The following is a 20,553-nucleotide window of genomic DNA, read 5'->3' as shown; positions in this document are numbered from 1 at the left end:
CCCTCCGCGTGGAAGAAGTCTGGCCAGCGCCCCCTGTCCGTGCTTCTCTGCGCCGGGGCCCGCGGTGAGCGGTCGCCGCAGGCCCCGTGGTTCGAGCCGTCGCTCAGCTCATCGACCGCCTCCCAACAGCCCTGCGGCCCGCGCCCAGCGGGCTGTGTCACGCCCGGGGGACGCCCCCCGGACCCCCGGCCGTACCGCAGCTGGCGCGCCCGTCACAGCAACCCCGCCGCCCGCGCCCACCGGTACTTCGCGCCCAGCACCGCCACCGGCTTCTCGGTCGTGTACGGGTACGCCACGACCCCCCGCTCGAAGAGGTACTGGCAGGCCTCCTCCACCTCGACGTCACCCGCGAGCGACGCGACCACGGGCTTCTCGATGCCCCGTTCGCGGAACTCGGCCACCACGCGCGCGGTGAGCTCCGCGAAGACCATCGGGGGAGTGACGATGGTGTGCCAGTAGCCGAGGACGAGCGCGTGGATGCGCGGGTCCGTAAGGCCCAGCCGGATCGTCGCCTCGTACGTCGACGGCGGCTCGCCCCCGGTGATGTCGACCGGGTTGCCGGCCGCCCCGAACGGCGGGATGAACGTCCTGAACGACGCGTCCAGGTCCGGCGGGATCTCCATCAGGGTCAGCCCGTTGTCCGTCACCGCGTCCGACAGCAGCACACCACTGCCTCCGGCCCCCGTGATGATCACGACGTTGTCGCCCTGGGGCGCCGGCAGCACCGGCAACGCGCGCGCGTACTCCAGCATGTCGTTCAGGCCCGGCGCCCTGATGACACCGGCCTGCTTGAGGATGTCCTCGTACACGGCGTCGTCGCCCGCCAGCGCTCCCGTGTGCGAGCCCGCCGCCTTCGCCCCGGCGGCCGTACGGCCCGCCTTCAGGACCACGACCGGCTTCTTCGGGACGGTCGCCCGCGCGGCCTCCACGAAGGCCCGCCCGTCCTTCAGGTCCTCCAGGTGCATGGCGATGCACTCGGTGTGCGGGTCCTCGCCGAACCAGGTCAGCAGGTCGTCCTCGTCCAGGTCCGACTTGTTGCCGAGGCCGACGATCGCCGACACCCCCGTCCTCGTGGTGCGCGCGAAGCCCAGGATGGCCATCCCGATACCGCCGGACTGCGAGGTCAGCGCCACCCCGCCCTTGACGTCGTAGGGCGTGCAGAACGTGGCGCAGAGGTCCTGCCAGGTCGAGTAGTAGCCGTAGATGTTCGGTCCGAGCAGCCGGATGCCGTGCCGCTCGGCGATCGCCACGATCTCCTCCTGGAGCTCGTGCTCGCCGGTCTCGGCGAAACCCGACGGGATCAGAACGGCGTTGGGGACGCCTTTGCGACCCACCTCCTCCAGCGCCGCGGCCACGAACTTGGCGGGGATCGCGAAGACCGCCACATCCACCTCACCGGGAACGTCCGTGACACTCTTGTACGCCTTGCGCCCCAGAATGTCATCGGCCTTGGGGTTCACCGGATGGATCTCGCCGGCGAAGCCTCCGTCGACGAGGTTGCGCATCACCGAGTTGCCGATCTTGCCCTGTTCGTTGGAGGCTCCGATCACCGCCACCGACGAGGGCTGCATCAGCCGGCGCATCGACGTCAGGATCTCGTCCCGCGTGTAGGTGCGCCTCGGCTTCGGCACCGACTCCGTGAGGATCACCCGGATGTCCGCCGCGACCGCGCCCTCCGGGGTCGCGATCACCGGGTTGAGGTCCACCTCGGCGATCTCCGGGAAGTCCGCGACGAGTTCGGAGACCCGGCGGATCTGCTCGGCGATCGCCCACCGGTCCACGGCGGGCGCCCCGCGCACCCCCCGCAGGATCTCGGCCGCGCGGATCGAGTCCAGCATCGACAGCGCCTCGTCCGCGTCGACCGGAGCGAGCCGGAACGTCACGTCCTTGAGGACCTCGACCAGCACCCCGCCGAGCCCGAACGCGACCACCTTGCCGAACGTCGGGTCCGTCACCGCGCCGACGATGACCTCCTGCCCCTTCGGCAGCAGTTCCTGCACCTGGACGCCCTCGATACGGGCGTCCGGCGCGTACGCGCGCGCGTTGTCGACGATGGTGTGGAACGCGGCCCGTACGTCGGCCGCGCCCTCCACCCCGACGATCACCCCGCCCGCGTCGGTCTTGTGCAGGATGTCCGGCGACACGATCTTCATCACCACCGGTCCGCCGAAGCGCGCCGCGAACGACACCGCCTCCTCCACGTCCCGCGCCAACTCCTCGCCGGGTACGGCGATCCCGTACGCATCGGCGATCACCTTGCCCTCGGGAGCGGTCAGCGCGCTCCGTCCCTCGGCCCGTACGGCGTCGAGGAGCTCACGCACCCGCGCGCCCCGGTCTTCGGCCATCAATCAGATCACTCCGTTCGACTTGAGCAGGCGCAACTCCTCGTCGCCGAGCCCCAGCTCGCCGACGTAGACCTCTTCGTTGTGTTCGCCGAGCAGGGGTGAACTGGTCACGTCCACGGGGGAGTCGGACAGCTTCAGTGGGCTGCCGACGGTCACGAACTCGCCGCGCTCGGGGTGCGGCACGGTGACGACCATCTCGTTGGAGACCAGCGACTCGTCCTCGATGATCTCCTTGGTGGACAGAATCGGCCCGCACGGGATGTTGTGCGCGTTCAGCCGCTCCAGCACCTCCCACTTGGGCAGGGTGGACGACCACTCCTCGATCAGCTGGAACATCTTGTTGAGCTTGGGCAGCCGGGCCTCCGGCGTCGCCCACTCGGGGTCGTCCGCGAGCTCCGGCCGGCCGATGAGTTCGCTCAACGGCTGCCAGCCGACGGGCTGCACGATGACGTAGACGTAGTCGTTCGGGCCGCCCGGCGCGCACTTGACGGCCCAGCCGGGCTGGCCGCCGCCGGACGCGTTCCCGGACCTGGGAACCTCGTCGCCGAAGTCGTCGTTGGGATATTCACGGAGCGGGCCATGTGCCAGCCGCTGCTGGTCCCTCAGCTTCACCCGACAGAGGTTGAGGACGGCGTGCTGCATGGCCACGTTGACCCGCTGGCCGCGCCCGGTGCTCTCCCGTTGGTACAGCGCCGCGAGGATTGCCGCCACGGCATGGATGCCCGTGCCCGAGTCTCCGATCTGGGCCCCCGTCGCCAGCGGCGGCCCGTCCTCGAAGCCGGTGGTCGCCATGGACCCGCCCATGGCCTGCGCGACGACCTCGTACGCCTTGAAGTCGGTGTACGGACCGTCCCCGAACCCCTTGATGGAGGCATAGACGATACGCGGATTGATCTCCTGGATACGGTCCCAGGTGAAGCCCATGCGGTCCACCGCGCCCGGTCCGAAGTTCTCGACCATGACGTCGGAGCGCCGGATCAGTTCGGTGAGGATCTCCTTGCCGCGCTCGGTCTTGGTGTTGAGGGTGATGCTCCGCTTGTTGCAGTTGAGCATCGTGAAGTAGAGGGAGTCGACGTCGGGGAGGTCGCGCAGCTGCTTGCGCGTGATGTCGCCGGTCGGCGCCTCCAGCTTCACCACGTCCGCGCCGAGCCAGGCGAGGAGTTGGGTGGCGGACGGGCCGGACTGGACGTGCGTCATGTCGAGGACGCGGACGCCTTCGAGAGCCTTGGTCGACGTTCCTGCGGTGGGGGTCATCGAGGGCACCTCACTTGTACATCGTCTGGTTCATGGTTCCGGGGGCGTACGCGTCCGGGTCGACCCAGACGTTGACGAGCGACGGCTTGCCGGACTCACGGGCGCGCCGGAGCGCGGGGCCGATGTCGGCGGGGTCGCGGACCTCCTCGCCGTAACCGCCCAGCATCTGGGCGAACCTGTCGTAGTGGACATCGCCGAGGGTGTTGCCGACGCGCTCGCGCTCCGGGCCGTACTTCTGGGCCTGGCCGTAGCGGATCTGGTTCATGGACGAGTTGTTGCCGACGATGCCGACGAAGGGGAGGTCGTAGCGGACGAGGGTCTCGAAGTCCCAGCCGGTGAGGGAGAAGGCGCCGTCACCGAAGAGGGCCACCACCTCCTTGTCGGGCCGCGCCTTCTTGGCGGCCAGCACGAAGGGGACGCCGACGCCGAGCGTGCCGAGGGGCCCCGGGTCCATCCAGTGCCCGGGTGACTTGGGCTGCACGACCTGACCGGAGAAGGTGACGATGTCGCCGCCGTCGCCGATGTAGATCGAGTCCTCGGTGAGGAAGTCGTTGATCTCGCTGACCAGCCGGTAGGGGTGGATGGGCGAGGCGTCGGACCTCAGGCTGGGCAGCCGCTTCTCGATGGCCGTCTGCTCGGCGGCGCGCAGCTCGTCGAGCCACTCCTTGCGCTTCGACGCGCCCCCGTTGATGCGTCCGGAGGCCGCCTCGGTCACCGACTTGAGCACGAGGCCCGCGTCGCCGACGATCCCGAGGTCGATGTCGCGGTTCTTGCCGACGGTCCGGTAGTCGAGATCGATCTGGACGACGTTCGCGTCCGGCGACAGCCGCTTGCCGTAGCCCATGCGGAAGTCGAAGGGCGTGCCGACGATGACGATGACGTCGGCGTTCGAGAAGGCGTACCGGCGGGAGAGCTGGAAGTGGTGGGGGTCGCCGGGCGGGAGGGTGCCGCGTCCCGCGCCGTTCATGTAGGCCGGGATGTTCAGCGTGCGCACCAGGTCGATGGCGGACTCGGTGCCGCGGGTCGTCCACACCTGGCTGCCCAGCAGGATCGCGGGCTTCTCGGCGTGCACCAGCAGGTCGGCGAGCTTCTCGATCGCCTCGGGGTCGCCGGCCGAGCGGGTCGAGGCCCGGTAGGCGCCGGCCTTCGGGACGCGTGCCTTCTCCACCGGCACCTTGGCGTCGAGGACATCGCGCGGGATCTCCAGGAAGGAGGGGCCGGGGGCGCCGTGGTAGCACTCACGGAACGCCATCGACACCATGTCGGCGGCGCGGGCCGTGTCCGGCACGGTCGCCGCGAACTTGGTGATGGGCGTCATCATGTCGACGTGCGGCAGGTCCTGGAGGGACCCCATCTTGTGCTGGGTGTGCGCGCCCTGGCCGCCGATCAGCAGCATCGGGGACTCCGCGCGGAAGGCGTTGGCGACACCGGTCACGGCGTCGGTGGTACCGGGGCCGGCGGTGACGACCGCGCAGCCGGGCTTGCCCGTGATGCGGGCGTAGCCGTCGGCGGCGTGTGCGGCGACCTGTTCGTGACGGACGTCGACGACCTCGATGCCCTCGTCGACGCAGCCGTCGTAGATGTCGATGATGTGGCCGCCGCACAGGGTGTAGATGACCTCCACACCCTCCGCTTTGAGTGCCTTCGCGACGAGGTGACCACCGGAAATGAGGTCCTGGCTGTTGCCGTCGGGCATGGCGAAGTCCTGTCCCTTCGTAGGGTTTTGAGGGCTTTTCGAAGGCTTTTCGAGGGGGCTTCGGTGCGGTTGGAGTGCTCTCGCGGTTCATTGCATACAGTCGACGAATACTGTATGAAGCTTGTTATCCCGCATCCGGTGGGTGGTGTCCAGGGGGCGTGCGGCACTTTTGAGTCAGGAGCCGGAATGGACCTGTACGAGCACCAGGCAAGGGAACTCTTCGAGGAACACGGCATAGCGGTGCCGAGGGCGGAGGTCACCGACTCGCCCAAGGGAGCCCGCGGGATCGCCCGCCGACTCGGCGGACGCGTCGTCGTCAAGGCCCAGGTGAAGACCGGCGGACGCGGCAAGGCGGGCGGGGTGAAGCGCGCCGCCGACCCCGCAGCCGCTGAACTGACCGCACGGCAGATCCTCGGCATGGACATCAAGGGCCACACCGTCCGCACGGTGATGGTCGCCGAACCCGTCGCGATCGAGAGCGAGTTCTACGTCTCGTACGTCCTCGACCGCGCCGCCGGCCGCTTCCTCGCGATCGCCTCGGCCGAGGGCGGCATGGAGATCGAGGAGGTGGCGGCGACCAGGCCCGAGGCGGTGGCCCGGATCCCGATCGACCCCGTCGAGGGCGTCACCTCCGCGAAGGCGTCCGAGATCGCCGAGGCGGCGGGCCTGCCCCCGCAGACCGTCGACGTCCTGATGCGGCTCTGGCAGGTGCTGACCCGCGAGGACGCCCTCCTCGTCGAGGTCAACCCGCTCGTCCGCACCGAACAGGGCCGCATCCTCGCCCTCGACGGCAAGGTCACCCTCGACGACAACGCGAGTTTCCGCCAGACCCGTCTGGGCGACGAGGGCTTCGCGCACGAGGACCCGCTGGAGGCGGCGGCAGCCGCCAGGGGCCTCACCTACGTGAAACTGGACGGCGAGGTCGGCGTCATCGGCAACGGTGCCGGACTCGTCATGTCCACCCTCGACGTGGTCGCGGGCTGCGGCGCCCGCCCCGCCGACTTCCTCGACATCGGCGGCGGCGCCTCCGCCCAGATCATGGCCGACGGCCTCTCCGTGATCCTCTCCGACCCCGACGTGAAGTCCGTCCTCGTCAACGTCTTCGGCGGGATCACCGCCTGCGACGCGGTCGCCGACGGGATCGTGCGGGCCCTGGACAGCGTGCAGTTGACGAAACCCCTGGTCGTCCGCCTCGACGGCAACAACGCCGCACGCGGCCGGGCGATCCTCGACGACCGCGACCACCCCCTCGTCCACCAGGCCACCACCATGGACGGCGCCGCGCGCCGCGCCGCCGACCTCGCCCACGCGAACTGAGGAGCCGGACATGGCCATCTACCTCACCAAGGAGAGCAAGGTCCTCGTCCAGGGCATGACCGGCGGCGAGGGCATGAAGCACACCCGCCGCATGCTCGCGGCCGGCACGAACGTCGTCGGCGGCGTCAACCCCCGCAAGGCGGGCCGCACCGTCGACTTCGACGAGCGGGCCGTCCCCGTCTTCGGCTCCGTCGCCGAGGGCATCGAGGCCACCGGCGCCGACGTCACCGTCGTCTTCGTCCCACCCGCCTTCGCCAAGGCAGCCGTCGTCGAGGCTGCCGACGCCGGCATCGGCCTCGCCGTCGTCATCACCGAGGGCATCCCCGTGCACGACTCCGTCGCCTTCACGGCCTACGCGCAGGACAAAGGCACCCGGATCATCGGCCCCAACTGCCCCGGACTGATCACCCCCGGCCAGTCCAACGCGGGCATCATCCCCGCCGACATCACCAAGCCCGGACGCATCGGCCTCGTCTCCAAGTCCGGCACCCTCACCTACCAGCTCATGTACGAACTCCGCGACATCGGCTTCTCCACCTGCGTCGGCATCGGCGGCGACCCCGTCGTCGGCACCACCCACATCGACTGCCTCGCCGCCTTCCAGGACGACCCCGACACCGAACTGATCGTCCTCATCGGCGAGATCGGCGGCGATGCCGAGGAACGGGCCGCCGCGTACGTCCGCGACCACGTCACCAAGCCCGTCGTCGGCTACATCGCCGGCTTCACGGCGCCCGAGGGCAGGACCATGGGCCACGCCGGCGCGATCGTCTCGGGCTCCTCCGGTACGGCGCGGGCGAAGAAGGCGGCGCTGGAGGCGGCCGGGGTACGGGTCGGGAACACCCCCACCGAGACCGCCCGGCTGGTGCTGGCCGCACTGGAAGGCAGTGCGTGACATGGCCCCCACTCTCACCCTCAAGTCCGGCGCCGCCTGGACCGACGCGTGGCGACGCTGTCTCGCCGTCGCCCCCGAGGCCTTCCGGGACGACCGGGTCCTCAACCTCTGGAACGGCTCCTGGCAGGCCGACGGCCGGGCTCTGCCCGCCACCAGCCCCGTCGACGGCACCCCCGTCGCGGGCCCGCCCCGACTGGACGGCGCCACCGCGTACCACGCCGTCCGGGCCTGTCTCGACCAGCACCGGGCCTGGCGCCACGTTCCCCTCGCCGAACGCCGCGCCCGGGTCGCCGCCACCCTCGACGCCCTCACTGAGCACCGTGAACTGCTCGCCCTGCTCCTCGTCTGGGAGATCGGCAAGCCCTGGCGGCCGGCCCAGGCCGACGTCGACCGGGCCATCGACGGCGTCCGCTGGTACGTCGACGGCATCGAACCCATGGTCGAGGGGCGTGTCCCCCTCGACGGCCCGGTCTCCAACATCGCCAGCTGGAACTACCCGATGAGCGTGCTCGTCCACGCGATGCTGGTCCAGGCTCTCGCCGGGAACGCCGTCATCGCCAAGACGCCCACCGACGGCGGCGTCGCCTGTCTCACCCTCGCCAGTGCGCTCGCCGCCCGCGAGGGCGTCCCCGTCACCCTCGTCAGCGGCAGCGGACGCGAACTGTCCGAGGCGCTGGTCCGCGCCCCCGAGATCGGCTGCGTCTCCTTCGTCGGCGGCCGCGATACCGGCGCCGCCGTGGCCACCGCCGTCGCCGACCTCGGCAAACGCCACGTCCTGGAACAGGAGGGCCTGAACGCCTGGGGCATCTGGAACCACACCGACTGGGAGACCCTGACCGCCGTCGTCCCCAAACTCTTCGACTACGGCAAGCAGCGCTGCACGGCCTATCCGCGCTTCGTCGTCCAGCGCGAGCTGTTCGACGAGTTCCTCGCGGCCTACCTGCCCGCGGTCCGCACCCTCAAGGTGGGCCACCCGCTGGCCGTGGAGCACCCCGACGACCCGTACCCGACCCTGGACTTCGGCCCCCTCATCAACGCCGCCAAGGCCAAGGAACTGACCGACCAGGTCGCCGAGGCCGTCGACCGGGGCGCCGTGCCGCTGCACCGGGGGCGACTCGCCGACGCGCGCTTCCTGCCCGGCCAGGACACCGGCGCGTACGTCCTGCCCGTCACCCTCCTCGACCCGCCCCCGTCCTCCCCGCTGCACCACGCGGAACCCTTCGGTCCGGTCGACACGATCGTCCTGGTCGACACCGAGGCCGAGCTGCTCGCCGCCATGAACGCCTCGAACGGCGCACTCGTCGCCACCCTGTCCACCGACGACCGGGCGACGTACGAGCGGCTGGCACCCCAGATCCGCGCCTTCAAGGTCGGCCACGGCAAGCCGCGCTCCCGCGGCGACCGCGACGAGCTCTTCGGCGGCTTCGGCGCGTCCTGGCGGGGCGCCTTCGTCGGCGGCGACCTGCTCGTCAAGGCGGTCACGCGCGGCCCGGCGGGGGAGCGGCTGCCGGGGAACTTCCCCGACCACCACCTCATGCCGTCCGTGGCCTGACCTGGCCGGCAGTGGCCTGTTCGTGACCGTCCGGTCACCCGTCGTGAGGCCGTGCGGACCCGCCCGTCGAGGCCCGCACGGCCCCGCCCGAAGCCCCGATATATGCAGGTGAAAGGCACTCCGAAACCTTGGTATTGTTGTCCATGTCGCCGCGGGGAACACCCCCGGCCAGGCGGCAGACACCTGGTCCGGGTGGCGGAATGGCAGACGCGCTAGCTTGAGGTGCTAGTGCCCTTTATCGGGCGTGGGGGTTCAAGTCCCCCCTCGGACACTCGCTACGGCGACACATGTGAGAAGGGCCCCGACCGGACGGTCGGGGCCCTTCGCGTGTTCCCGGCCGTGCTCGGCGCCCCGCGCCGCCGCCGACGGCCTCCGGCGGATCGAGCCGGACTCTTTCGTTTCTTCTCAACCTCTAGTCAAATAGCGTCACTTGAAGCACACGCCTCCCATCCGACGCGCGTGGCCGACGTACTCCGCGCGTGCAGGGCATCGGCGCCGTCCCCACCGCTGCCGCCCCGGCAGCCGAGCACGTCACAGGAGACACATGTCCAGCTCTCCCCTGAAGCGCCGCACGTTCGTCCTGCTGGGTGCCGCGGTCGCCGCGGCCGCCGGCACCCGCACATCGATGGCCGCGCCGACGGCGGTCCCCGGCACGCCGACGCCGGTCCGGATCGTCGACGACCACGCGACCCCCGCCACCCGCGCCCTGTTCGCGTACCTGAAGCGGCAGCAGGGCAGAGGCGTCCTGTTCGGTCACCAGCACGACCTGACCTACGGCTTCACCTTCACCACACCCGACGGCAGGGCGTCCGACACCAGAGCGGCGGTGGGCGACCACCCCGCGGTCTTCGGCTGGGACACCCTTGTCCTCGACGGCGACGAGCGCCCCGGCACCGAGGACGGCACCGACGCCGAGAACATCGCCGCGCTCAGCCGGTGCATCCGGCAGGGCGACGCCCGCGGCGGCATCAACACCCTCAGCGCCCACATGCCGAACTTCGTCACCGGCGGGGACTTCTACGACACCACGGGCCGCGTCGTCGGCCAGATCCTCCCCGGAGGAGCGAAGCACGCGCGCTTCAACCGCTTCCTCGACCGTGTCGCGAAGGCGGTCAAGGGCGCCCGGCGCCCGGACGGCACCCTCATCCCGGTCATCTTCCGCCCCTTCCACGAGAACAACGGCGGCTGGTTCTGGTGGGGTGCCGGCCACACCACCTCGGGCGAGTTCATCGAGCTGTTCCGCTACACCGTGGAGTACCTGCGTGACGTCAGGGGCGTCCACAACCTGCTCTACGCCTACTCGCCCAACGCCAGCCTCGGGGGCGACCCGGCCGGGTACCTGCGCACCTACCCGGGCGACCGGTTCGTCGACGTCCTCGGCTACGACTCCTACGACGAGGGCGCCGGGCCGACCCCCTGGCTGGACGGTCTCGTGAGGGACCTGGCGATGGTGGTCCGCCTCGCGAACGAGCGGGGCAAGGTGCCCGCCTTCACCGAGTTCGGGGAGAGCGGTACCGAGATCCGCGACCCGCAGTGGTTCACCCGGCTGCTGCGGGCCGTCGAGGGTGACCCGCTGGCCCGCCAGGTGACGTACATGGCCACGTGGGCCAACTTCGGCGGCACCAAGCGCGCTTATGTGCCGTACCCGGGCCACGCCCTGCTGCCGGACTTCGTCCGGTTCCACGAAGACCCCTACACCCTCTTCGCCGCCGATCTGCGCGGGGTGTTCGCCGCCCGCACCACCGCCGTCAGGAACGGCCCGACCGCGCACCTGGTGACACCGACCGACCGGCAGCGTGTGACGGCCGCCAGGACCACCGTCCGGGTGCGGGTCACGCCCGCGCGGGCGAGCCGGGTCACCTACTCCGTGAACGGCGGACGTGCCCGAGCGCTGCGCCCGGACGCCGACGGCTACTACTCGGCCGTCTGGTCGATCGGCCCCACCCTGCGCAAGAAGGGCTCGGCGACCCTCACCGTGCGCGCCCGGGTCGACGGCAGGACGCTCACCGACTCCGCCGTCGTCCTCCTCGGCGAGGCTCCACGGCTGCCCGCCGGGTGGATCGACGACTTCGAGGGGTACGCCGGGGACGACGTCGCGCTCGGCGAGGCGTACACCCATCTCAACACCCACACCCTCACCCTGTCGACCGAGCACAAGTCCTCGGGCTCCTACGGACTGGCCTACGCCTACGACTTCACCGGGTCGGAGTTCACCGGGATCGGCAGGCCGGTCGACGCCGACTGGTCCGCCTTCACCTCCCTGCGGCTGTGGCTGCGGGGCGACGGTTCGGAGAACGCGGGCGCGCTGGAGATCGTCGCCGACGGGATCCCGTTCCAGTACCGCTTCGCGCTGGACGACACGAGCGGGCAGGAGATCAGGGTCCCCTTCGACGAGTTCCGGCCCGCCCCCTGGGACACCGGCAACGCCACCGCCGTGCTCGACGCGGCCCGTCTGGCCCGGGTCAAGACATTCAACCTGTACCTCGGCCGGGCGAGCGAGGTGGTGACCAAGGGCGTCGTGTACGTGGACGACATCCGGGCCGAATGACCCGCCCCGCGGAAAATGCGGTGACCCGGCCCCGCCACGGTCCCTAGACTCGCCCCACAACCGACGAGAGAGGGGAGCCCGACCGTGTGTGACCGTACCGCCGCCGTCGTCGTTCCCCGTTCCCTGTACGAGGTGATCCTCGTGTCCTCGTCCGTCCGGTGCCCGCTGCGCGGCCGGTACCGGATGCCCGTGACGCACGCCTGACGCCGACCCCTGTGCGCGTGACGGAGCGACAGCTCCGTCCGCGCGCACGTCCGTGCCGTCCGCCGTACCCGTACGGGAATCGCGCTGCCCTGAAACAGCTCAGCTGAAAGGCCACGGGCCATGCGCAGCAACGTCACCAACATCGCCAACCCCCTGACCACCGTGCGGAATCTGGGCATCCTCGCCCACGTCGACGCCGGCAAGACCACCGTCACCGAGCGGTTCCTGTACGCCACCGGGACCACGCACAAGCGGGGCGAGGTCCACGACGGGACGACCGTCACCGACTTCGATCCGCAGGAGCGCGACCGGGGCATCACCATCTTCGCGGCGGCCGTCAGCTGCGCCTGGGACGGACATCGGATCAACCTGATCGACACCCCCGGCCACGTCGACTTCGCCGACGAGGTGGAGCGTTCGCTCAGGGTGCTCGACGGGGCGATCGCCGTGTTCGACGCGGTCGCGGGCGTCGAGTCGCAGAGCGAGTCGGTGTGGCGGCAGGCCGACCGGCACGGCGTGCCGCGCATCGCCTTCGTCAACAAGCTGGACCGCGCGGGCGCCGACCTGGACACGGCCGTCGAGTCGATCCGGCAGCGGCTCCACCCGGTCCCGCTGGTGGTGCAGTCGCCGATCGGTACGGAGGACGGGTTCGTCGGTGTGGTCGATCTGCTGCGCATGCGGGCGCTGGTGTGGGCGGACGGATCCGAGACGGCAGAGGAGGGGCCGGTTCCCGACGACCTGAGGGACGAGGCCGGGCGGCGACGGCGGCGGCTGGAGGAGGCGGTGGCCGAACTGCATCCGGCGGCGCTGGAGGAGTTCTGCGAACGGGGCACGCTCTCCGCGCGGACGCTGGCCGCCGCGCTGCGCGACCTGACCCGCACGGGCGAGGGCGTGGTCGTGCTCTGCGGCTCCGCCTACCGCAACCGTGGCATCGAACCGCTGCTCGACGCGGTGGTGGCGTATCTGCCGTCGCCGCTAGACGTGCCGGCCGTACGCGGCACGCACGACGGTACGGAGCAGGAGCGTGCCGCCGAGGCGGAGGCGCCGGTCGCGGCCCTGGCGTTCAAGGTGAGCGCCACGGCCACGGGACGGCTGACGTACGTGAGGCTCTACTCGGGCACGATCCGGAAGGGGGACACCGTGCTGGACGCCGGGACGCGGCGCACCGAGCGGATCGGCCGGATCCTGCGGGTCCAGGCCGACCGGCACGCCGAACTGGAGCGGGCCGTGGCCGGCGACATCGTCGCGGTGGTCGGGCTGAAGTCCGCCCGCCCGGGGACGACGCTGTGCGATCCGGCGGCGCCGCTGCTCCTCGAACCGCCGTCCGTCGCCGACCCCGTGGTGTCGGTGGCCGTCGAGGCGCGCCGGAGCACCGACACCGACCGGCTCGCCACTGCCCTCGCACGGCTCGCCGAGGAGGACCCCTCGCTGGTGGTGCGGACCGACCCCGAGACCGGGCAGACCCTGCTGTCCGGCATGGGCGAACTGCATCTGGAGGTTGCGGTGGAGAAGGTCCGGCAGGCCCATGGGCTGGAGGTGGCCGTCGGTCGGCCTCGCGTGGCCTGTCGCGAGACGGTCGTGCGTGGGGTGTCGGGGCTGGTCTTCCGGCACGTCAAACAGGACGGCGGGGCCGGGCAGTTCGCGCACGTCGTGCTGGACGTGGCGCCTCTGCCGCCCTCGGAGGCCGACGGTGACGGTGCCGCCACGGGCTTCGTCTTCCGCTCCACCGTCGTGGGCGGGCGGGTGCCGCAGGAGTACGTGCGCGCGGTCGAGGCCGGCTGCCGTGACGCGCTTGCCGAGGGGCCGCTCGGTGGTCACCCGGTGACGGGGCTGAGCGTCACCCTGACCGACGGGGCGACCCATTCCAAGGACTCCTCGGAGATGGCCTTCCGTACCGCCGGGCGGCTCGGGCTCCGGGAGGCCATGCGGGCGGCGGTGATGGGGCTGCTGGAGCCTGTCGCCGATGTCATGGTGACCGTGCCTGCGGATGCCGTGGGCGGGGTGCTCGGGGATCTCGCGGCTCGGCGGGGGCGGGTGACGGATTCCGTGACCCGGGGTGAGTCTGTGGTCGTGACCGCGGTCGTGCCGCTGGCGGAGTTGTTCGGGTACGCGACGCGGTTGCGGAGCCGGACGCAGGGGCGGGGGACGTTCACGGCGCGGCCTGCCGGGTATGCGGCGGCGCCGGGGGCCGTGGCGGTGGGTTAGGGGGAGGGCGGGGGCGGGATCCTTTTCTCGCCCCCGCCGCCCCTACCCGTCCCATCCTCAAGGGGCTGTGCCCCTTTGACCCCCATGTGCGGGTCCGGTGGGGGCTGGCCGCGCAGTTCCCCGCGCCCCTGAAGAGCAGGTGGCGCGGGGGCTTCGCTCGGTGCTGTTATGCCCAGGGGCTCACGGCCGTGAAGCTGCTGTCGGCGCGGAAGGTGTCGGTGTTCTGGTAGAGGTCGACGCGGAGTGCGTAGCCGTAGTGGCGGAGGTAGCGGCCCGGGTAGTTGTACGACTCCAGGCTCACCGAACCCGCGGTCGCGCCCGGACGGGCGCAGTACGTGGCGTCCTTGTTGAAGACGGCCGTGCCGTTGCTGCTGTCGAAGCGGATCCGGTAGTCCCAGTGCCGCAGATAGCGGCCCGAGGAGTCGCGGAAGGAGTAGCAGTTGGCGTCCGCGAGGCCGGGCACGATCGTGAAGGTGGCGCTCTGCTTGACGGCGGTGCTGCTGGAGGAGGTTACCGGGTCGATGTAGCCGAGGTTGTCGGAGCGCACTGCGGCGTACCGGCCGGGGTAGTTGACGGACTGGAGGGAGCGGGTGGTGTTGGTCGGGAGGGTCACACCGCCGGAGACTGTCTCCTTCAGCACGGTGGCGTGGCGTATGAAGCCGGACAGCCCGGGCACCTCGGTGGGCGTGGACCAGGTGGCGAAGTTGTCGTAGCTGTCGCTGTACCAGTACTTCCCGGCGCGGTAGCCGTCGTAGTAGATGCGCCAGCCCCCGTTGTCGAGCTGGACCAGGGCCGGGCCCTCGACCCAGTCGCCGAATCCGGCCCAGTCGCCCGTCTTCTGCTTGGTGTAGGGGCCGGTGAAGCTGGAGGCGGTGGCGTACTCGATGTACTTCGTCGTCTCGTTCTTGGTGAACGCGTGGTACGTGGAGCCGACCTTGACGACAAAGGTGTCGATGTTGTTCGGCCCGATGCCGGCCAGCTGGGTGGGCGCGGACCAGGCGGTCAGCGCGGAGTTGGTCGCCGTGATCTTGTGGGCGGTGAAGTGGACGGCGGTGCTCGCCGCCGTCAGGGAGACGATGACGTTGACGCTGCCGTCGGTGTCGATGAACCACTCGGGCGCCCAGGTGCGGGTCAGCCCGCTGATCGGGATCGTGTGGTTGTACAGGAACGTCCAGTTCACCCGGTCGGTGCTGCGGGCGAAACCGATCGTGTTCCCGGTCCAGTTGGTGGTGTACGTGAGGTAGTAGAAGCCGTCGGTGTGCTTGAAGATGCTGGGGTCACGGATGAGGCCCGAGGGCGGGGTGTAGGCCGGGCCCTTCCGCAGGGTGAATCCGGTGGCGTCCGGCGAGTCGTAGACGTACATGTTCGACTCGCTGCTGTTGGTGAACGCGGTCATGGTGTACCGCGTCGCCTGTCCCGCCGGCGGGTGGGCGGCTCCGGCCGCGCCGGCGAAGGCGGTGGTGAGCCCCAGGAGGGCGGCCACCGAGGTGAGGAGGGCGAGGACCGCCCTGAGGGTTCTGTTCAACGCTCGTCCCATTTCTGCGTGAACTGCCCTGAGGCGTGGGGATGTTATTTTGTTCGGTATGTCGTACATCGTGCGGAACTTCGGTCAGAAGATAAGAGGGGGGTATCTGCACGTCAATGGATCGCGCAGGGGTTTCTGCGAAGGGTGATTCCGCTTGGAGGTCCCTGTGGTGTTGCTGTGCCGCTCCCCGTGCCTTCATGGACCACCCCCCGGGGTTGCCTCCCGTCCCGAAACGGCCCTGGTCACACCGTGTTTCCCGGCCGCGCTCCCGGCGGGCAACAGGAAACCCGTCGATCCCGGTCCCCGAGATGGCGATGCTGGCTTCGAAGTCAACGGCCAGGGAGACCCGGCAACAGTGAGAACCAGCAAGGGGGAAACATGCGCAACATGTTCCGCGGCGCCGCCGCGTTCCTGACGTCGGTGGCCGCGGTGGTGGCGCTCAGCGGCTCGGCCGAGGCCAAGCCGGCCGACACCTGGGACGGCTGCCCGTACGGCGCGGTCTGCATCTACGGCCAGGGCGTCGAACCGCGCGACAACCCGCACCCGACCAACGTGTACTACAGCTACAAGGCCCACAACCTGAGCAACCAGGTCGGGTACCACTGGGTCTACAACAACCAGTACGGCGGCGCCCTCGCGGACCTGTGCAAGCAGTACAACGGCGGCGACTGCATCGAGACCATTCCGGCGGGGCACGCCTTCTACCGCAACCTCACCCCCATCAACTCGATCGTCCTCCGTCCGTAGTGCCACGGAGAACGTCCGCCTGACGACGTCCGGAACCGGCTGCCCGCGGTTCCGGACGTCGGCGTTTTCGCCACTCCGGGTGAAAGACTTGGCCGCCCCCGCCGACCCGGCAGTAACCTGGGTTTCCGCCGTCTCACGGCCGCACTGCACTGCCTTGGGGGACACCTTGGGGGACCCGCTGCACGGACAGCAGACAGACCCTCACCACGGACGGGACCGGGACGCGCCGACCACGCTGTCCTTCCCGGCACAACTGCGGCGGCTCCGGCAGGAACGCGGAATGTCGCTCACCGATCTCGCCCGCCGGACCCACTACAGCAAGGGCTACCTCAGCAAGATCGAGACCGGCGCCAAGCGGCCGACCGTCGACGTCGCCCGGCTGTGCGACCAAGTGCTGGGCGCCGAAGGGGAGTTGCTGCGGCTGTTGCGGCAGGCGCCGCCGCGCGACGACGGCGACCCGGGACCCGACGCCGCCGCGCACCAGCCCGCCGAGACCTGCCCCTACCGCGGTCTGTCGGCGTTCACCCCTGAGGACGGGGAGTGGTTCTTCGGCCGCGAGCAGGCCACCGCCGCACTGGTGGAACGGGTCTTCGAACGGGTGGGCAGCGGACCGCTGTTGCTCGCCGCCCCGTCCGGCGCGGGCAAGTCGTCCCTGCTCAACGCCGGTCTCGTCCCCGCGCTCAGGCGCGGCGACCTCCCCATGCCGGGCGCCGACCGCTGGCCGGTGGTCCAGCTCACCCCCACCGCGCGCCCCCTGGAAGAACTCCTGGAACGCACCGCCAAGGTGCTGGGCAGCGACCTCGGGGTCACCGCCGACGAGGTACGGGACGACCCGGACGCCCTGCTCGGCGCCGTACGGGCCGGGGCGGACACCTCGCCACGGGCCCCCGGGGAGCGACGGCCCCCACCGGCCCGACCGGTCCTGATCGTCGACCAGTTCGAGGAACTGTTCACGCTCTGCTCGGACGAGGGCGAACGCCGCTCCTTCGCCCGTGTGCTGTGCGCCCTCGCCACCTCCCGGCCGGCGGAGAGCCCGCACCCGCCCGCCGTCGTGGTGCTCGGTGTCCGCGCCGACTTCACCGGCAGCTGTCTGGGCCTGCCCGAGCTCGCCCCCGTCCTCACCGACGGACTGTTCGTCCTCTCCCCGATGACCGTGGCGGAGCTACGGGAGTCCATCACCCGCCCGGCGGAGCTCGCGGGCCTCACCCTCGAACCCGGCCTGGTCCCGTTGCTGTTACGGGACGCGGGACTGCGCGACGACCCGGACACGGGCCCCGGGGGTTCCGCGGTCGGCTCCGACGAGACACCCTCCGGCGCGCTCCCCCTCGTCTCCCACGCGCTGCTCGCCACCTGGCAGCGGCGGCGGGACTCCGCGCTGACCGTCGACGGGTACGAACGGGCCGGCGGAATCCAGGGAGCGGTCGCCCGCACCGCGGAGAACGTGTTCGCGCGGCTGTATCCCGCCGAGCAGCAGACGATCCGACGCATCCTGTCCCGGCTGGTCCTCGTCATGGACGGGGCCGGAGCGACCCGCCGCCGGACGAGCCGGGACGCCCTGATGGCGCGGCTCGGCGACGCGGACGGGGCCGCCGCCGCGCTCGACGCCTTCGTCCGGGCCCGGCTCATCACCATGGACAGCGACACCGTCGAGATCACCCATGAGGCGCTGCTGCACGCCTGGCCCCGGCTCCGCGGCTGGATCCGTGCCGACCGGGCGGGCCTCCTGCTGCACCAGCAGCTCTCGCACGCGGCCGGTGAATGGGAGCGCGAGCGGCGCGACCCGTCCGCCCTGTACCGGGGCACCCGTCTCGACACCGTGACGGCGTGGGCCGAGGAGTCGGACGGCTGGAGCAGGCTCGGGCCCGACGAGGAGGCGTTCCTGAGGGCCAGTCAGGCGGAAGAGGACGGACGCCGCAGACAGTCCAGACGACAGGTACGGCTGCGACAGTCCATGCTGGCCACCCTCGCCGTACTGCTGGGCCTGGCCGTCACCGCCGGAGGTCTCGCCTACCAGCAGCGCGAGGGCGCCCTCGACCAGGAACGCGTCGCCCGTTCCCAGGCCCTCGCCGCGCGCTCCGTGTCCCTGGCCGGGGGCCGCCCGGAGGCGTCGATGCTCCTCGCCGAGGAGGCCTACCGGACCGCCCCCACCGCCGAGGCCCGCGGCGCCCTGCTCAGCACCCAGTCACAGCCTTTCTCCGCCCGCATCGACGGGCACCGCGGCCCGGTCAACGCGGTCGCCTTCGCGCCCGACGACCGCAGCCTCGCGACGGCCAGTTCCGACGGCACGGTCGTCCTGCGCAGCACGGCCGACGGCCACCGCGTCCTCGCCCGGTTCCGGGTGCCGGGGCGCGTGCGCTCGGTGGCCTTCGGCGCCGACGGCCGTACGGTCGCGATCACATCCACCGACGGGCCCGTGACCCTGTGGAGCACCGGCGGGCACCGGCGGACGGCGGCGCTCTCCGACGCCACGAAGGGCGCGCGGGCGGTCGCCTTCGACCCGCGCGGCGGCGGAATCGCGGTCGCCGCCGCCGACGGGACCGTTCAGTTGTGGGACATCGGGCCCAGCCCCCGGCTCACCGCGACCCTGCCCGGGCACAAGGGCGACATCAACACGCTGGCGTACGCCCCCGACGGGCGGACGCTCGCCTCCGCCGGCGGCGACCGGGCCGTACGACTCTGGGACACCGACCGGGCCGTGCCCGTCGACGCCCTCGACGGGCACGCCGACGAAGTGCTGGGCGTCGCCTTCTCACCCGACGGGAGCACGGTGGCCTCCGCCGGCGTCGACCGGACGGTACGGCTGTGGGACGTCGACGACAGACGGCTGACCGACACGTTCACGGGCAGCAGCGACGACATCAACGGCGTCGCCTTCACCCCGGACGGGGAGACGGTCGTCGGCGCGGTCGGCGACGGGACGACGCGGCTGTGGGACGTGCGCAGCGGCCGGCAGACCCTGGTCCTCGCCGGTCACACCGACTACGTCCTCGGGGTGGCCGTCACCTCCGACGGCGCCCTGCTGGCCACGGCCGGGTTCGACCAGTCCGCCGTGCTGTGGGACCTGAGCGGGGCCGTCCTGACGCCGCGCCCGTTCACGGAGGTCTGGCAGACCGCCTACAGCCCCGACGGGAAACTGCTGGCCACCGCCGACGCCGACCACACCGTACGGCTGTGGGACGCGCGGACGCACGCCCTCGTGGCAGCGCTGGAGGGGCACACCGAGACCGTGTTCTCGGTGGCCTTCTCGCCCGACGGGCGGACCCTCGCGTCGGCCGGCTCCGACGGCACGGTCCGGCTGTGGGACGTCGCGCAGCGCAAGGCGCTGAAGAAGCTGACCGGACACAGCGGACAGGTCTTCTCCGTTTCCTTCTCGCCCGACGGCCGGACCCTCGCGTCGGCGGGCGCCGACCACACGGTGCGCCTCTGGGACGTGGCGGAGCGCCGGCGACTCGCCGTCCTCGGCGGCCACAAGGACTTCGTCAACGATGTCGCGTTCAGCCCCGACGGCCGCACCCTCGCCGGTGCCGGCGACGACCTGACCGTACGGCTGTGGGACGTCGCCTCGCATCGCGAACTCGCCGCGCTGACCGGCCACTCGGGCGCCGTGCGGGGCGTGGCCTTCAGCCCGGACGGCCGTACCCTCGCCAGCAGCGGCAACGACGGGACCGTACGCCTGTGGGACGTCCGGCACCGCAGCTTCGAGACCGCGCTGACCGGCCACTCGGGATCGGTGCGCGGGGTGGACTTCAGCCCGGACGGCCGCACCCTCGTCAGCAGCGGCAACGACCGCACGGTACGCCTGTGGGACGTCGCCGGACGGCGGCCGTGGGCGACGCTCACCGGTCATACGAACGCGGTGTGGGGCGTGGACTTCGCCCCCGACGGGCGGACCGTGGCCAGCAGCAGCACCGACGGCACCGTACGGCTGTGGAACCTCGACCCCGGCTCCCGGCTGGCGGACATCTGCCGGTTGCGCGCCGACATCGGCGCCGAGGAGCGCGCGGCACTGCTGCCCCAGGTTTCCGTCCCGGCGGACCCACCGACGTGCGGGCGTGACTGAGCGACACGCGGCGACTGTGCGGACCGTTCGGCAATCGCCCTGCTCGGAAGGGGTTTCCCAAGTGTTTCCCGTTGCCCGGTGGGACGGGGCTACACCCGGATCTCGACGAGCGGGGTGGTGGTCGGCCAGGCTGCTGCCCGACCATCACGAGTTCGTTCGAGACCGACGAGACCGACGAGACCGAAGAGACCAACAGGAAACGGGG

General features: G+C 71.2%; 11 protein-coding genes and 1 tRNA gene. 8 read left to right on the top strand and 4 right to left on the bottom strand.

Features of this window, described 5'->3' with window-relative positions:
- Nucleotides 1–212: 212 nt before the first annotated feature.
- The 3 genes from P8T65_RS07810 to P8T65_RS07800 are packed head-to-tail and all read right to left on the bottom strand — an operon-like array spanning nucleotide 213 to nucleotide 5,295.
- Nucleotides 213–2,345: an acetate--CoA ligase family protein gene (locus P8T65_RS07810; protein WP_316724625.1), complete on the bottom strand. Its 2,133-nt coding sequence runs from the start codon at nucleotides 2,343–2,345 to the stop codon at nucleotides 213–215.
- Nucleotides 2,346–2,348: 3 nt separating this feature from the next.
- Complete coding sequence (gene frc / locus P8T65_RS07805) at nucleotides 2,349–3,599, bottom strand: formyl-CoA transferase (protein WP_316724624.1); 1,251 nt, start codon at nucleotides 3,597–3,599, stop codon at nucleotides 2,349–2,351.
- 10 nt (nucleotides 3,600–3,609) lie between these two features.
- Nucleotides 3,610–5,295: a thiamine pyrophosphate-binding protein gene (locus tag P8T65_RS07800; protein WP_316724623.1), complete on the bottom strand. Its 1,686-nt coding sequence runs from the start codon at nucleotides 5,293–5,295 to the stop codon at nucleotides 3,610–3,612.
- A 186-nt stretch (nucleotides 5,296–5,481) separates the two neighbouring features.
- Between P8T65_RS07800 and sucC the strand changes: the two genes are divergently transcribed.
- From sucC to fusA, 6 genes are all read left to right on the top strand, one after another.
- The gene (gene sucC / locus P8T65_RS07795) at nucleotides 5,482–6,612 is read left to right on the top strand and encodes an ADP-forming succinate--CoA ligase subunit beta (RefSeq protein WP_316724622.1); all 1,131 of its coding nucleotides are present in this window, start codon (nucleotides 5,482–5,484) and stop codon (nucleotides 6,610–6,612) included.
- 10 nt (nucleotides 6,613–6,622) lie between these two features.
- On the top strand, nucleotides 6,623–7,507 hold the full coding sequence (gene sucD / locus P8T65_RS07790) for a succinate--CoA ligase subunit alpha (protein WP_316724621.1): 885 nt from the start codon (nucleotides 6,623–6,625) through the stop codon (nucleotides 7,505–7,507).
- A gap of 1 nt (nucleotide 7,508) precedes the next feature.
- Nucleotides 7,509–9,059, top strand: a complete 1,551-nt coding sequence (locus P8T65_RS07785; RefSeq protein WP_316724620.1) for an aldehyde dehydrogenase family protein — start codon at nucleotides 7,509–7,511, stop codon at nucleotides 9,057–9,059.
- 186 nt (nucleotides 9,060–9,245) lie between these two features.
- Nucleotides 9,246–9,330, top strand: a tRNA-Leu gene (locus P8T65_RS07780).
- A 273-nt stretch (nucleotides 9,331–9,603) separates the two neighbouring features.
- Nucleotides 9,604–11,607 carry a glycosyl hydrolase gene (locus P8T65_RS07775; RefSeq protein WP_316724619.1) on the top strand — a complete coding sequence of 668 codons (2,004 nt, stop codon included), beginning with the start codon at nucleotides 9,604–9,606 and terminating at the stop codon, nucleotides 11,605–11,607.
- 324 nt (nucleotides 11,608–11,931) lie between these two features.
- Nucleotides 11,932–14,016 carry an elongation factor G gene (fusA, locus tag P8T65_RS07770; protein ID WP_316724618.1) on the top strand — a complete coding sequence of 695 codons (2,085 nt, stop codon included), beginning with the start codon at nucleotides 11,932–11,934 and terminating at the stop codon, nucleotides 14,014–14,016.
- Nucleotides 14,017–14,182: 166 nt separating this feature from the next.
- Here fusA and P8T65_RS07765 read toward each other — a convergent pair whose 3' ends face one another.
- A complete protein-coding gene (locus tag P8T65_RS07765; RefSeq protein ID WP_316724617.1) occupies nucleotides 14,183–15,541 on the bottom strand; it encodes a glycoside hydrolase family 43 protein in 1,359 nt (452 codons plus the stop codon).
- Nucleotides 15,542–15,919: 378 nt separating this feature from the next.
- Between P8T65_RS07765 and P8T65_RS07760 the strand changes: the two genes are divergently transcribed.
- Both P8T65_RS07760 and P8T65_RS07755 read left to right on the top strand, forming a co-directional pair.
- Nucleotides 15,920–16,288 carry a hypothetical protein gene (locus P8T65_RS07760; RefSeq protein WP_316724616.1) on the top strand — a complete coding sequence of 123 codons (369 nt, stop codon included), beginning with the start codon at nucleotides 15,920–15,922 and terminating at the stop codon, nucleotides 16,286–16,288.
- Between the two features lie 166 nt (nucleotides 16,289–16,454).
- On the top strand, nucleotides 16,455–20,348 hold the full coding sequence (locus P8T65_RS07755) for a helix-turn-helix domain-containing protein (protein ID WP_316731516.1): 3,894 nt from the start codon (nucleotides 16,455–16,457) through the stop codon (nucleotides 20,346–20,348).
- Nucleotides 20,349–20,553: the final 205 nt, after the last annotated feature.

This window comes from Streptomyces sp. 11x1 (assembly GCF_032598905.1).
In the GTDB taxonomy this organism is placed as follows: domain Bacteria; phylum Actinomycetota; class Actinomycetes; order Streptomycetales; family Streptomycetaceae; genus Streptomyces.
The sequence above is the reverse complement of the archived record's forward strand: the minus strand, read 5'-3'. Positions and strand labels throughout refer to the sequence as shown.